General features: G+C 38.9%; 13 protein-coding genes. 3 read left to right on the forward strand and 10 right to left on the reverse strand.

Annotation, left to right across the window (positions count from 1 at the left end; all coding sequences use genetic code 11):
- Positions 1-82: 82 nt before the first annotated feature.
- The 3 genes from BKK47_RS08540 to BKK47_RS08550 form a co-directional block, all read right to left on the reverse strand.
- A complete protein-coding gene (locus tag BKK47_RS08540) occupies positions 83-895 on the reverse strand; it encodes a hypothetical protein (RefSeq protein WP_077494439.1) in 813 nt (270 codons plus the stop codon).
- 157 nt (positions 896-1,052) lie between these two features.
- Complete coding sequence (gene lysC, locus BKK47_RS08545) at positions 1,053-2,405, reverse strand: lysine-sensitive aspartokinase 3 (RefSeq protein WP_077494440.1); 1,353 nt, start codon at positions 2,403-2,405, stop codon at positions 1,053-1,055.
- A 111-nt stretch (positions 2,406-2,516) separates the two neighbouring features.
- Positions 2,517-3,218 carry a SanA/YdcF family protein gene (locus BKK47_RS08550; protein WP_425271847.1) on the reverse strand — a complete coding sequence of 234 codons (702 nt, stop codon included), beginning with the start codon at positions 3,216-3,218 and terminating at the stop codon, positions 2,517-2,519.
- A gap of 162 nt (positions 3,219-3,380) precedes the next feature.
- Here BKK47_RS08550 and metX point away from each other — a divergent pair, with 162 nt between their 5' ends.
- Complete coding sequence (gene metX / locus BKK47_RS08555; RefSeq protein ID WP_077494442.1) at positions 3,381-4,466, forward strand: homoserine O-acetyltransferase MetX; 1,086 nt, start codon at positions 3,381-3,383, stop codon at positions 4,464-4,466.
- A gap of 28 nt (positions 4,467-4,494) precedes the next feature.
- Here the strand turns inward: metX and BKK47_RS08560 are convergent, their stop codons facing one another.
- Positions 4,495-5,049 (reverse strand): NAD(P)H nitroreductase, encoded by a 555-nt coding sequence (locus tag BKK47_RS08560; RefSeq protein ID WP_077494443.1) that lies wholly within the window; start codon positions 5,047-5,049, stop codon positions 4,495-4,497.
- A 111-nt stretch (positions 5,050-5,160) separates the two neighbouring features.
- Here BKK47_RS08560 and sppA point away from each other — a divergent pair, with 111 nt between their 5' ends.
- Complete coding sequence (sppA, locus tag BKK47_RS08565; protein WP_077494472.1) at positions 5,161-7,014, forward strand: signal peptide peptidase SppA; 1,854 nt, start codon at positions 5,161-5,163, stop codon at positions 7,012-7,014.
- 62 nt (positions 7,015-7,076) lie between these two features.
- Here sppA and BKK47_RS08570 read toward each other — a convergent pair whose 3' ends face one another.
- From BKK47_RS08570 to BKK47_RS08595, 6 genes are all read right to left on the reverse strand, one after another.
- The gene (locus tag BKK47_RS08570; RefSeq protein WP_077494444.1) at positions 7,077-8,021 is read right to left on the reverse strand and encodes a bile acid:sodium symporter family protein; all 945 of its coding nucleotides are present in this window, start codon (positions 8,019-8,021) and stop codon (positions 7,077-7,079) included.
- A 63-nt stretch (positions 8,022-8,084) separates the two neighbouring features.
- Positions 8,085-8,894 carry a peptide ABC transporter ATP-binding protein gene (locus BKK47_RS08575; RefSeq protein ID WP_077494445.1) on the reverse strand — a complete coding sequence of 270 codons (810 nt, stop codon included), beginning with the start codon at positions 8,892-8,894 and terminating at the stop codon, positions 8,085-8,087.
- A 3-nt stretch (positions 8,895-8,897) separates the two neighbouring features.
- Positions 8,898-9,950, reverse strand: coding sequence for a peptide ABC transporter ATP-binding protein (locus BKK47_RS08580; RefSeq protein WP_077494446.1), 1,053 nt, complete (start codon positions 9,948-9,950; stop codon positions 8,898-8,900).
- Between the two features lie 2 nt (positions 9,951-9,952).
- Entirely contained in the window at positions 9,953-10,840 is an 888-nt protein-coding gene (locus BKK47_RS08585) for an ABC transporter permease subunit (RefSeq protein WP_077494447.1), read from the reverse strand.
- Positions 10,830-11,795: an ABC transporter permease gene (locus BKK47_RS08590; RefSeq protein ID WP_077494448.1), complete on the reverse strand. Its 966-nt coding sequence runs from the start codon at positions 11,793-11,795 to the stop codon at positions 10,830-10,832. Before BKK47_RS08590 ends, BKK47_RS08585 begins: the two co-directional genes overlap by 11 nt.
- On the reverse strand, positions 11,795-13,492 hold the full coding sequence (locus BKK47_RS08595; RefSeq protein ID WP_077494449.1) for an ABC transporter substrate-binding protein: 1,698 nt from the start codon (positions 13,490-13,492) through the stop codon (positions 11,795-11,797). Before BKK47_RS08595 ends, BKK47_RS08590 begins: the two co-directional genes overlap by 1 nt.
- A 69-nt stretch (positions 13,493-13,561) precedes the next feature.
- Between BKK47_RS08595 and BKK47_RS08600 the strand changes: the two genes are divergently transcribed.
- On the forward strand, positions 13,562-15,004 hold the full coding sequence (locus BKK47_RS08600) for a YcjX family GTP-binding protein (RefSeq protein ID WP_077494450.1): 1,443 nt from the start codon (positions 13,562-13,564) through the stop codon (positions 15,002-15,004).
- Position 15,005 lies beyond the last annotated feature (1 nt).

The raw sequence follows: 15,005 nt of genomic DNA on the forward strand, positions 1-15,005 counted from the left end.
AATTCTACACTTTAATTTAGAGATGAATATTAGTTTAGAACGAATCACGGCTGGCTATATTAAACTATTCTGCTATGACTTTCTAGCTTTGATGCCTCTTCAATTTAATGATAGAACAATGGATTTTCCGTTGACGACGAAACAAAAGGCTGAATAATCCGAGTAATAGACCCATTCCGGCACCTATGCCTCCCCAGCTGTATCGTCCTTTTTCTTCAGGCTGTTGTGGACTTTTGGTGAAATGAAATGCGGTGAAATTATCGTCAAGCGGATTAACGGACTTCATCATATTGAGTTTTCCCTGCCAATCTTGACGTTCGATACTATTGCCATAAGGAATATTACCCAAATTAAGCTCTGCTGCCGTTTTCACTTGGGTAAATAAATTTTTCCATCGGAGAATGAGGTCATCATACATTACTTTTCTTATGATGATATTGTTATTATCAAGGAGTGAGAAAAGCTGAGTCCGCTCTTCTTCCGCTTCATCTAAGGTGAGTGTGATTTTTCCGGTGTTATAACTAAGCGGTTGGAAATGGGTATTTTTGATTAAATCATCTAATAATTGCGCATTTTTTGTAGTGTTTTCACTGATTTTTTGCTTGTAATAGGTTGAATTTTCCCAAAAGTTTTTTAGGTTGTCATAAGAAACCAATTGCTCGGTAAAATTTTGATAGACTAATTCGGGAATTTTACTTTCTATATTATCTTTCCCTTGTATCAGTTGGTACATAGAGAAGAGAGCATAATAGTTACCCAGCTCGGATAGGGTAGGATGAGTGATTTCCGCTTCTGTTTTCCATTCAGGCTTTATCCAATAGCTTGATGCATAGCCGATTACGCCAAAAAGTGCGGTTGAAATCAAGAGTGTTTTTAGTGTCTTCAAATATGACATTCTGTATTCCCTATTCGTTTTTTATTGAGATTTTAATTCTAAAGTTCTCTTCCTTTCTACGTGACTTACGGTTTAGAACAAAGGATAACAATATTGAAGTCACATTTTGATTGGCTAAAAAGTGACTTCGTTGATTTCTTATTTTAAGTAACGGAGACTATTCAAATAATGATTTATGTAGAGAGCGAAGCACCTCATCTGCGAGTTCACTCTGTACTAACATACAAACGTTATTGGTGCTGGCACCGTAGCTGATCATACGAATACTATAGGGTTCCAGCGTGTCAAAAATACGTTTTGCTACGCCTGTCGCAATGTGCAAATCGTTACCGATCAGCGCGACTAAAGATAAGCCGATATCTACTTTCACGGTGCAATATTGTCTTAATTCTTCCAATAATTCATTGGAAAGTAATTCCGAACCGGATGAGGTTGAGCCTGTTTTATCCAAGGTTAATGCGATGCTGATTTCTGATGTAGTAATGGTATCCACTGAAATTTTATGTTTTGCCAAAATACCGAATACATTTGCTAAAAAACCTTGTGCATGCAGCATATTCAGGCTGGAAAGCGTCAATAATGTTTGGTCTCGGCGTAATGCGATAGCACGGAACGTTGGTCTGGGTTGTGGATCTCGGGTTACCCAAGTTCCGCCATCTTGTGGCGCTTTACTCGAACCCACATATACAGGAATGTTACTTCGCACAGCAGGTAATAATGTCGCAGGATGAAGCACTTTTGCACCGAAAGTCGCCATTTCTGCCGCCTCCGCAAAACTCATCGTATCAATGCGTTGAGCAGCCGGTACAATGCGGGGATCCGTGGTGTAAATGCCGGCAACATCAGTCCAAATCAACACATCTTTTGCATTTAATACTTCAGCTAATAAGGCTGCAGAGTAGTCGCTACCGCCACGTCCTAATGTCGTTGTTTTTCCGCTCGGTTCACGACCGATAAAACCTTGAGTAATGATCAATTCACCACGATCAATCAAGGGTTTTAAAATATTGTCACTATTGCTTTGGGTTTTTTCGTCATCGGGTACGGCTTTGCTAAAATGATTATTGGTTGCCACGATATTACGCACATCTATCCAAGTGGCACTGGTGTTTTGCTCACGTAAAATTTCAATAAAAATTTGTGTGGACATCATTTCGCCATGGCTGATTAATTCGTCCGTTAATGCAGTTGAAGTCGCGAGGCTTGCGGCTTCGGAAAGATATTCGATATTTTCAATGTATTTTTCAATGATCGGACGAACAAGAGAATCGTCTTTTAGTTCATTTAAGATATTTTCTTGAATTTGGCGTACTTCACCAACTAATCTTCTACGTTCTTCCGCTTCTATACCCTTTGCGAGTTCCACTAAAAGATTTGTGACGCCTGCAGAGGCGGAGAGTACGACAATGCGAGTATTCGGATCATCAATAATAATTTTTGCACAGGCTGTCATTGCTGCATAGTTGGCAACGGAAGTGCCACCGAATTTAGCGACCGATAAATGAGACATAAAATATACTCCTGTTAGATGAGTGGTTTTAAGTATTGTGTTTGCAAGAGTATAGAAATAACGATTTAGTAAAAAATTGTCAAATGGATTTCATAAAAATTGGTGAGATTTTCATTCGTTATCCGGAAGTGGGAGGGGTTCAGGGTCGCCTAAAAAATAAGGTTGAATGCCGATTATTAAATCAAAAATTGCCTTCACACGGGCAAAGGTTTCCCGAATACGCGTACCCAAATAAGTATCAGGTTGTTTTGCCGTGAAACAAATCGCATCAATATCATAATGTTTGGCGATAAACAAAGCGCGTTCACAATGAAATTTCTGGCTGATAATGGTATATGACGGGACTTGGAAGACTTTATTGGCTCGTACAACAGAATCTAATGTGCGAAAGCCCGCAAAATCCTGAAAAAGGCGATCTCTTGGGATATCCATTTTTCGTAAATCCCTTAGCATTGTGCGTGGCTCATTGTATTGTGATGTTCGATTATCACCGCTGAGAAGAAGATAGCTTACTTTTTGATGATCAATAAGCATTTTAGCTGCTGTAAGACGATTGGTGTAGTAATCATTGGTTTTACCTGTGGCGACATATTTTGATGTGCCAAGTACAACACCGTAAGGGTGATAAGGTAATTTATCCACATCTTCAAATATACTATCACGAACATAAAAACTGATAGATTGATCGATTATCAGACAAATTAAAAGAAAAGATACGCTCACACAGCCCATCCAACGAATTATTTTTTTTAAGTGAAAGCGATGCCAAAGGGAAAGTGCGGTCATTTTGAGTGATATTTTTGAATCAATCATGATAACTAAAATAATGAAAACATGAAGTAAGTTCAAGCTGAATTTTGTATTCATTGTACGACACTTTAGTTTAGCCGTTTAGACGGCTAAAATTTCTTGACAAAGAGAATAAGCTGTTGATAATTTAAAAGCATCTCTTTTATTTTATGCAGTAGGTTTTCAATGTCGTCTGTCCAAAATGTGGTGCTTTTTCAAGATAATCCGCTACCGCTTGTGTTGGGCGGTGAGATTTCACCGATTAATGTGGCCTATCAAACTTATGGGACATTGAATACGGATAAAAGTAATATTGTGCTTATTTGTCATGCACTAACAGGCGATGCTCAACCCTATTTTTCGGATAAAGAAAAAAATGGGTGGTGGCAGAATTTTATGGGTGATGGTCTCGCACTGGATACTTCCCGCTATTTTTTTATCTGCTCGAATGTATTGGGGGGCTGCAAAGGCACGACAGGACCGGCTTCAGTTAATCCTAAAACGGGCAAGCCTTACGGTAGCCAATTTCCGAACATTACTGTGCAGGATATTGTACATGTACAAAAAGCTTTGCTTGATCATTTAGGCATAACTCATTTAAAAGCCGTGATTGGCGGCTCTTTTGGCGGAATGCAAGCGACTCAGTGGGGAATTGAATATCCGGATTTTGTTGATAATATCGTTAATCTTTGTTCATCACTTTTTTTCAGTGCAGAAGCCATAGGATTTAATCATGTTATGCGTCAGGCAGTGATTAATGATCCCAATTTTAATGGAGGAGATTATTATGATGGCGCACCACCTGAACAAGGATTATCAATTGCCCGTATGTTGGGTATGCTGACTTATCGTACCGATGTTCAGCTTGCCAAAGCATTTGGTCGAGCCACTAAATCGGAAGGGAATTTTTGGGGTGATTATTTCCAAGTGGAATCCTATCTGACTTATCAAGGAAAAAAATTCCTTGAACGCTTTGATGCTAATAGTTATTTGCATTTGTTACGTGCATTGGATATGTATGATCCGAGCTTGGGGTATTCTGATGTTCAAACGGCACTTTCACGTATCAAAGCGCACTATACATTGATTTCTGTAACAACAGATCAACTTTTTAAATCCACTGATTTACATAAAACCAAACAGCTTTTAGAACAAAGTAATGTTTCCTTGGTTTTTCATGAGTTTCCATCAGTTTATGGACATGATGCTTTTTTAGTAGATTATGATGGATTTGATAAGTGGATTTGTGAAGGTTTGGCGGGTAAAAATTAAAAAGTGCGGTAATTTTTACCGCACTTTTTTATAGATAACTCACAAATTCTTCAATAGTTCCGTTTCGGAATTCACGTTCAGTTTTTTCTGCCGCCGTGCCAAGCATTAATAAGGCAACAATTTCATCTTGTTCACGACAGCCAAGTGTGTGTCGTAATGCATTGCCATTGATCCATTTCCCTGTGATCCAAACGTTATCAAATCCCTGTGCATTAGCGGCAAGTTGGATACCATAAGCGGCGCAACCTGCGGTAACCAACTGTTCCCAAGTTGGCACTTTTTCCACATCAGGGTTAATTTTAGCAACAACCGCTATTACCATTGGTGCACGATGAGCAAGTTTTTCGGCTTTTTTTAAACCTTCTTCGCCAAGATTGAGTTCTAGCGCGGCTTCTTTAAGCAAATGTTCTAATTTATCTAATCCTTCATTTTCTATAACAACGAAATGATAAGGCTGCAATTTTCCATGATCCGGTGTGCGAAGTGCAGCCTGAAAAATTTGTTCAAGTTGGAGCTTACTTGGCGCAGGATAAGTAAGCTTTTTATTTGAACGTCGCGTGGTTAAAAGAGTTAATGTATCCATTTGATTTTATAGAATAAATAAAAGTGCGGTAGATTATAGCATAGTTTTTAAACTAAGTTTATGCTACGCTAAGCACAATTTTTTCAACCGCTTAAAACTTTTATGAACCCAATTTTTCGAGTGATTAAATTTTGTTGGCATACACTAAATTTTATTCGTGATTTAGTGATGAATTTTTTCTTTTTAATTTTCATTTTGTTGCTGATGACAATTTTCAGTATCACAGCGAATACAAAAAAAAGCGCAATAAATTTAAATGTGGACAAAGGTGCATTATTACTGAATTTAGATGGCTATTTAGCTGATAATCGTGATGATACATTTAGTTGGCAACAGGTATTGCGTGAACTAAATAGCGATCGTATTCCGACTAAAATTTCTACCTTTGATGTGGTGTATGCCATTAATTTAGCAAAAGAAGATGAGAATATTCGCGGTTTGGTATTGGATCTCAATTATTTTTCAGGTGGTGATTTACCCGCGATGAATTATATTGGGAAAGCCATTCAAGATTTTAAAACCTCAGAAAAGCCTGTAATTGCGTTTGCTAACAATTATTCCCAAGGACAATATTTCTTAGCAAGTTTTGCGGATCAAATTTATTTAAACCCTATTGGCCAAGTATCTATTCGAGGGTTGGCGCAAGAAAATCTCTACTATAAAGATTTATTGGATAAGATCGCCGTTACACCGCATATTTTTCGTGTCGGAACATATAAATCTGCCGTAGAGCCTTTTTTACGCAATGATATGTCGCCGGAAGCCAAAGAAAATATAAACCGATGGTTAAACGGAATGTGGAATAACTATGTGCAAACGGTGAGCGGAAATCGTCGAATCTCTGCGGAAGCATTATTACCGAGTGCCAAACAATATTTGGCGGAATTAAAGACTTTGAAAGGGGATAGCACGGCTTATACAAAACAGCGGAAATTGGTGACGGACATTGCTAATAACCTTGAATTGGATAAAAAACTGACCGCACTTTTCGGTAAAAATTTGGAAGGTGAGGTAAACATGATTGCTTTTTCAGATTATTTGTCCGGTTTTGAGGATCGAATGGCTTCATCAAACGATGAAAATAAAATCGCAGTGATAAACGTTGAAGGCGCAATTATTGATGGTGAAAGTACAGAAAATGAAGTAGGCGGAGATAATGTGGCGCGGTTGTTACGTAAAGCTTATGCTGATGAGCGGATAAAAGCGGTAGTGTTACGTGTAAATTCACCGGGAGGTAGTGCTTTTGCTTCGGAGTTAATTCGCCAAGAGGTGGATAATTTACAAAAAATAGGTAAGCCTGTGGTTGTTTCTATGGGCGCAATGGCTGCTTCGGGCGGTTATTGGATTTCTGCAACCTCCGATTATATTATTGCGGATAAAAGTACCATCACCGGCTCTATCGGCATTTTTGCGATGTTGCCGACTTTTGAAAATGCAATTAAAAAAATCGGCGTGAATACTGATGGAATTGCCACAACTGAATTAGCAGAAACTTCTGTTTTCAGCCCGCTTTCAAAAAATACGCAAGATATTTACCAATTAGAAATTGAACATGGCTATGATAAGTTCTTAGATTTAGTGAGTCGTGGTCGTCAAATATCAAAAACAGCCGTGGATAAAATTGCACAAGGACAAGTATGGTTAGGTACGGACGCTTTTAAACACAATCTTGTGGACGAATTGGGTGATTTTGATCGTGCCGTAGAAAAAGCGGGTGAATTGATGAATCTTCATCGTGAAACTGTCATTGAAAATTTTACGGTAGAATGGATGACAGAAGAAGATAGCAGCGTAGTCGGTAAATTATTTCGAGATTTGAAATATAATGCCCAACAACTTATGCAGACTTGGTTTGATTTACCAAAACCAATTCAGCAGCTCAAACAGCATTTAAATCAACTAAATAAATTTAATGATCCGAAAGGGCAATATTTGTATTGTTTGAATTGTGGCGGAGTGAAATAGTTTAGTTTAAAGAAAAAGCAGGGGATTTCCTGCTTTTCTTTTAAGTGCGGTCAATTTAGAGGCTATTTTCGGTTTTTCATATTTGAGAAAATATTCGCAAGAATCGGACCGGATACATTATGCCAGAAGCTGAATAATGCACTAGGTACAGCGGCGATTGGATTGAAATGTGCCGCTGCGAGTGCCGCACCTAGACCGGAATTTTGCATTCCTACTTCAATAGCAATCGCTTTACTGTCCGCAGTATTGAGTTTGAATAATCTTGCAGCCAAGAAACCGATTAAATAACCTAAGCAGTTGTGTAAAACAACGACACTGAAAATTAATAAACCGGACTCAACAATTTTGTCCTTACTTACCGCAACGACAGCTGCTAAAATTAAAACGATTGAAACGACAGAAATAAGCGGTGTAATTTTGCTTGCTTGTATCGTCATATCTTTGAACAAGGCACGAACGACTAAACCTAAGAAAATCGGGAAAAGAACCATTTTTAATACCGACATAAACATTGCGGAGGCATTAATATCTAGCCACTGGCTTGCCAATACGTAGAAAATTGCCGGAGTAAGCAATGGAGAAAGTAATGTTGAAATTGTGGTACAGGCTACAGAAAGGGCGGTATTCCCTTTTGCGAGATAGGTCATTACATTAGAGGAGGTTCCGCCAGGACAAGAACCTACTAGGATTACACCCACTGCTAAATCTGAAGGCAGATTAAATACTTTAGCAAGTAAGAATGCAATAGCCGGCATAATAATAAATTGTCCAGCAACCCCGATAAATACAGCTTTAGGATGTTTTGCAACTTCACTAAAATCCTTGAAAGTGAGTGTAATGCCCATACCAAACATAACTAAACCGAGCAAGTATGGAATATAGGGAGCAAAAACTTTAAATTCGGCAGGGAATAAGAAAGCTAGAATAGCAAAAACAATTGCCCATAAAGCAAAAGTTTTGCTGACAAATTGAGTTAACTTAAGCAGTAACTTAAGCAGTGTTTGCATGGATTTTCCTTATTGTAATGTAAATAAAAGAGCAATTGATTCTAAAGATGTTTTTCTTTCAAATCAATCATCCATAGTCGGACGAACCCATGAACTTTCATCAAGTAATCGACCAAAATGACTTTCTACCAAACGTTTTGTTATAGTCGTTTGAGGGTGACAAAAGAGATCTTTTGGATTACCGTATTCAATCATTTTCCCTTCATCCATCACTAATACATTATCTGCAATGTGTTTAATCAATCCCAAATCTTGTCCTACATAAATATAAGCAACACCGAGGTGGGCTTGAAGATCAAGAGAAAGATTCATCAGTTGGGCACGAACAGATGAATCAAGCGAGCTGAAAGTATCATCTACAATAATAATTTCCGGTTCTAAGATAAATGCTCGGGCTAGCGCTACCCGTTGTTTTTGACTCGCGGAAAGATTCTTAATTTTTAAATTCGTATAATCGGGATAAAGCCCCACCATTCGGAGGGTTTTAAAAATTTTTTGATTGCGGGTTTCTTCATCCCAATCTGTTGTTAAACGAAGAGGCGTATCTAAGATTTGTCCAATATTTTGGCGAGGATTGAATGCGGAATTTACATCTTGGAATACCATACGAATATGTTGGGTTCGATAGTGTGAATCTTCAAAATTAAGCGTGGTGCCCTTAAATTTTATCTCGCCTGAAGTCGGCTTTATCATACCAGCAATCATTTTGACTAAGGTCGATTTTCCCGAACCATTTTTACCGATAATCGCGAGAGTTTGTTTTTTTTCGAGATTAAAACTCACTCTTTCTACGGCATTAAACATACTTGAACCAAACCAACGGGTAGGATCATTAAAGGTTTTAGATAATTCAATGACTTCCAATAATGGCATAAATTATTCCTTGTTTGGCTCGGTGGATAATGTTAGCGGTGAATTGGCCAATGTTTCCTTTAAACGTTTTTCTCTAAGATTAATTGGAAAATGGCAGGAAAACTCCTGCTGTTTGATACGATAGCGGGCAGGTTTTTGCATGCATTCTTTTTGTGAAAACGGGCAGCGAGGTCCAAAGCGACAGCCCATCGGCATCTGTTCTAAAAGTGGTACTGTACCTTCTAATGTGCCCAATTTTGTTTTAAAACCAAGAGGTTCGGTAAAATCCGGTACAAAATGAATTAATGCTTGCGTATAAGGATGATGTGGCGATTCCAACAATGTTTGAGTCGGTGCCGATTCAGCATTTTGACCGCAATACAGCACAGACATTGTGTGGCAAAGATCGCTAATGCTACGAATGTCATTGCTTGCTAGAAGAATACTTGTTCCCTGATTTTGATTCATACTGGAAAGCAAACGGAAAACTTGATTCGCAGTGATAGATTCTAACGTATTGGTCGGTTCATCAGCAATTAATAAACGGGGTTGGTTCGCCACAGCGATTGCGATCATCACTTTTTGACCTTCACCTTCTGTGAGATCATTAGGATAGCTTGCCATAATTCCTTGATGATCTTTAATTCCGACACGATGTAATAGTTCAATGGCCCGTCGTTTTTTCCAGCCGAACCAATTCCACCATTTTCCTCGGTATGTCCAGTTTGGAATGCTTTGAATCAGCTGTTTCCCCACCTTTTTGCTGGGATCTAAACAAGTAAGCGGATCTTGAAAAACCATCGAAACTTCTTTCCCAATGAGCTTTCTGCGTTGTGTCGGTGATAGTTTTAAGAGTTCTACATCATTAAAACGAAAACGCTCCGCAGTGATAATCCAATCTTCTTTTATTGAATTTGCAATGACTTTTGCAATCAAACTTTTTCCCGAACCGGATTCACCCACTAACCCTAAAATCTCACCTGAATTTAGGGTCAAATTCACTCCGTCAACGATTTTAATTTGTCCGTTTGGTGTTTTAATTTCAATGCTTAGATTACGAATATCCAGTAGTACCATAATTATTGATAATATTGATTGATGGCTTTACATAAACCGTTAGTAAATAAAATACTTAATAAAATAGTGATAATAATTGCAAAACCGGGCAGCAATACCGTCCAAGGTGCAAGATAGAGAAGTTCTAACGAGTCTTTAATCATGGCGCCCCATTCAGGCATCGGGCGCTGTGCTCCAAGGGAAATAAAGCTCAGGGCGGTAATATCCAAAATGGTAATGACAAACGCACGTGAAATTTCTTGAATATAGGTAGCGGTAATATTTGGCAAAATAGTGCTACGCAACAATTCAATGTTGGAAATACCATCAAGTTTTAGAATGATCACATATTCTTTTTTTAGTTCTTGCTGAATTGCTTGGTATATGGTGTGAATGAAATAAGGTAGCACAGCCAATACGGTTGATACCATTGCATTCATTAAACTGGGTTCCATAAAGGTCGAGATAATGATGGCAATTAACAAAATAGGAATTGATAGAAACGCATCAAAAATATGTCCGAGGAAACGTGCTTTAATCCCACCTGACATTCCTGCTAAAACTCCTAACGCTCCACCGATGATTGCCACGAGAAAGACGACAATGAGCGAAGAACCAAGAGTATAACGCGTACCCATAATCACTCGACTTAGTACATCTCGAGCCAGATCATCAGTGCCGAAGAAAAAAGCAATTTGTCCTTTTTCTACCCAAGAGGGGGGCATTAATTCTTGTCCGGCAAACTCCATACTATCGCTATATGGGGCGATAAAAGGGGCGAAAAGAGCGGTTAAAGTTAACAGAAAAAATAAATAAAAGCTGAATAAGGCAATACGGTTTTTACGAAACTGTAACCAAATTTGATAAATTGATGTACTTTCACGAAATTCATCAGGTTCTTTATCTAGCATACCAACCTTTCTTATTAAATGGATCGAGAATAAACATCAGGATTTTTGCCAATGTATCAAGGGTGATAATACAAATTCCCAGTGCAATCACACCTGCTGAAATACTGTTGTAGTCTTGATGGGTTACGGCATCAATCAGCCAACGCCCAATACCCGGCCAACCAAGAACCGTTTCCACCAACATACATTGTGTGATAACCAATGTGAATACGTGTGTAATCTGCGGCACCAGCAAAGGAACGGTATTACGAAAAACATATTGTTGCAAAATTTTCCATTTTGACCAACCACGGGTGAGTGCTGCTTTGGCGTAATTTTGTTGCAAAATATACTCTGCACGCTGTTGAATAATTCGGATAATTTCCATAGTGGGCAAAATACATAAAATAAGTGTAGGCAAGGCTAAATGTTGCAACACATTTTGAATAATCTTTATACGATAAGGCGCATCTACAAACCATACATCAATCACCGGAAACCCAGTAATCGGTTCGATTTCATAGAGCAAATTATATTGTCCGGTGGCGGAGATTTCCCAACCGTAAATTGCTGCCGCATAAAGTAGGATCGGTGCGAGCCAAAAAACAGGGATAGATAATCCCATATAAGAGAGGTTTTGTAAGCTCTTTGAAAAAACACCCTGATTATTAACCGCACTTAGAATCCCAAGAGGAATACTTAAAATAAAGGCAAGTAAAAGCGCACTAAAACAGAGTTCTAATGTGGGGGGTAATACGGTAAAAATCAGTGATTTTAAAGATTGCCCGCCGTTGTAGGTAATACCAAAATCTCCCTGTAACAGGGCGCTAAGATAGTGAAAATAAGCACTATAAATGCCATTTGTGATAAGGGCTGAATTAAGCGGATCACGCATTAAAATAGCAAAGCTAAGTAAAGTTAAAATAAACAATAATAAGCAGACCCAAAGGAGATGGCGTAGCGCTGACCACAACATTATTTTTTCTCCTTCTCAAAATAGAGTGTCGAAAAATGCATACTACCGAAAGGACTCATTTGCACGCCTTTCACTTTTCTGTTTGCCACTAAAAAGCGTTTAGCGCTGGCAATGGGCACAATCGGTAATTCTCTTAGCACTAAATCTTGGGCAAGATTATAGTTTCTAGCGCGTTCTTGTAATCTTGTATTGGAAAGCGCATTATCCATAAACTGATTAAATTTAGGATTGCACCAATTGGACAAATTTGTGATGTCATCTTTGGTATCGCAGCTCAAAAGCGGGCGCATAAAACCATCGGGATCTAAATTTTCGGTAAGCCAACCTGTAAGGATCATATCGTAATCCTCGGTTTTCTTAGCGAGTTGATCAAGTAAAAATACTCGAGTCACCGACCGCACTTTTACCTCTACACCGGCTTGAGCCAAATCCCATTTAATTAGTTCCGCCGTTTTTAATGGGGAGGGATTGTACACCTGTTCTTCATTTAATACCCACATATTGAGATGAAGATTTTTGCCGGATAGGCTATTTTTCGCCTGTTTGGGGGAATAATCAAACTCAAATTCCGGTGTATTTACAGTTGATGCCCAAGAAATATTCGGGATGATATTATTCGCCACGGTAGCCGTGTTGTGATAAATATTGCGTACAATGCGTGCTCGGTTAATACTTTGAGAAATCGCTTGGCGAATTTGCTCATTTTGCATAAGGGGTTTATTAAAATTAAACGCAAGATAGGAAAGATTCATTCCATCTGTCGATTGTAAATAATAACGTTCGTCATTACCGTGTAACAAGCCTAATTGACTCACTTCCGGATAAGCGGCAATTTGGCATTCATTGTTGAAAAATTTGATAAGCCGACTGGTTCGTTCGGTGGATAAATCAACCAAAATATGTTTAATTTTGGCATCCTTGTTCCAATAATTATCATTGCGTAATAGTCTAACATATTGATTATACACATAGTTTTTAACCTGATAAGGTCCTGTGCCGACAGGGTGGGTATCCAATTGTGCGAGATTATTGTCTGCATTTAATTGATAGGCATATTCTTGCGAGAAAATAATCGCATATTGGCTGGCAAGATGCGACAAGATAGAGGAATCCGGCTCAAATAGTTCAATTTTTACTTGGTAAGGATTGATCGCAGTAATGGATTTTATTTTTTGGTTTAATTTTATGCTATCAAAATAAGGAAAGCGTACTTTTTTCGCCTGTTCATGAAATATTCGGTACTGTGGATTTTTATCATGCTCAGGATCCTCTTGATCTAAAATGGGCAAATAGGTGTCATGCCCGAGTACACGGTTGATGGAAAATACCACGTCTTCTGCATTAAAATCACGGGTTGGCGTAAACCATGGCGTATGGTGAAATTTTACCCCTTTACGGAGATTAATTAAAATCGCCTTACCATCGGATGAAGTGGAATAAGATACCGCTAAAGAGGGGGTAACGGTTGCACTGTGATTTTTGATTTCAAACAGCTTATTATAAATTTGTTCTGTCACTACATTCATACTGGTACCGGCATCTGCCGTTTGCGGATTGAAAGAAAAACCCGATACATTGGTGCAATAAATTAACCCGTTTTCTGTTAAACTTTCCGGCACACGCGGTGCAGCTTGAACTTGTATAAACAAGCCCATATTTAGCAAGAAGCAAAAAAATGTCAGATTTCGGCGTAACATAGTGTGTGCGTTATGGTAAATTATGTCGCAAATTGTAAGATATATTGGTAAAAATGGCTAGGCTATTGAATGTTTAACATATTCCCAAAAGAAATCAACCAACTAATTAATCGCGGATTTGACCGCACTTTACGCCTTGCGGTAACCGGGTTAAGTCGCAGTGGTAAAACGGCTTTCATTACCAGTCTTATTAATCAACTGTTATCCGTTAATCAAACCTCAAGGAATCACTTGCCATTATTTGAAGCAGCGGGGAACGGCACAATTATTGCCGTCAAGCGTGTTCCGCAACAAGATTTGAGTGTGCCTCGTTTTGATTACGAAGCGAATCTTAATGCACTTTCTCAACAACCGCCACAATGGTGTCAATCGACACGAGGGGTGAGTGAAACACGCCTTGCTATTCGTTTTCAGCGTCAAACCGGTTTACTTCGCCATGTGAAAGAACGGGGAACATTGTATTTAGATATTTTTGATTATCCGGGTGAGTGGCTACTTGATTTGCCTTTGTTGCATTTGGATTTTGAACAATGGTCCTTAGAACAAAAGCAAATTCATCAAGGAATGCGGGCGGAGCTTGCCCAACCTTGGTTGGATGAGATAAAAAAATTAGATTTAAGTGCGGTCGTTAATGAAGATGTTTTAGCAAAACTGGCAAACATTTACACGGCGTATCTTCATCAATGTAAAGCACAGGGGATGCAATTTATTCAGCCGGGACGGTTTGTTTTAGCGGGGGAGCTGGAAGGCGCACCGGTATTGCAGTTTTTCCCTTTATTGCATCTTACACAAGAGCAATGGAGAAGCCTTAAAAAAGAGGCAAAACCAAATAGCTATTTTGCCGTATTGAATAAACGCTATGATTATTATCGCAATCGTATTGTGAAAGGGTTTTATGAAAATTATTTTTCGACATTTGACCGCCAAGTGATTCTGGCGGATTGCTTAACACCGCTGAATCATAGCCGACAAGCTTTTTTAGAGATGCAGACGGGGTTAAATCAGTTATTCAAAAATTTTCATTATGGTAAACGGCATTTTCTGAACCGTTTATTTTCTCCACGGATTGATAAATTGATGTTTATTGCGACGAAGGCGGATCATATTACCACTGACCAAATGCCGAATTTAGTGAGCCTAATGCGGCAATTGGTTCAAGAAGGCGGTCGCCATGTGGAATTTGAAGGCATCGAAACGGAATACACGGCAATTGCCGCAATTCGTGCAACGAAACAAGTGATCGTCAATCAAAACGGTAAACAGATGAAAGCGGTTCAAGGCGTTCGGAGCAAAGATAAGCGATGGATTACCCTTTATCCGGGCAGTGTGCCGAGCAAATTACCAAGCCAAGAATTTTGGCAAAATCAACCGCACTTGACGGAAAAGGAAGGAAAACCGGTGCTGTTTGACTTTGACAGTTTTGATCCGCAACCCCTTGAACAAGGTGAGGCGATCCCCCATTTGCGCATGGATGCCGTGTTACAATTTTTGCTAGGGGATCGGTTTGATTAGG

The organism is Rodentibacter mrazii (genome assembly GCF_001998825.1).
GTDB lineage: Bacteria > Pseudomonadota > Gammaproteobacteria > Enterobacterales > Pasteurellaceae > Rodentibacter > Rodentibacter mrazii.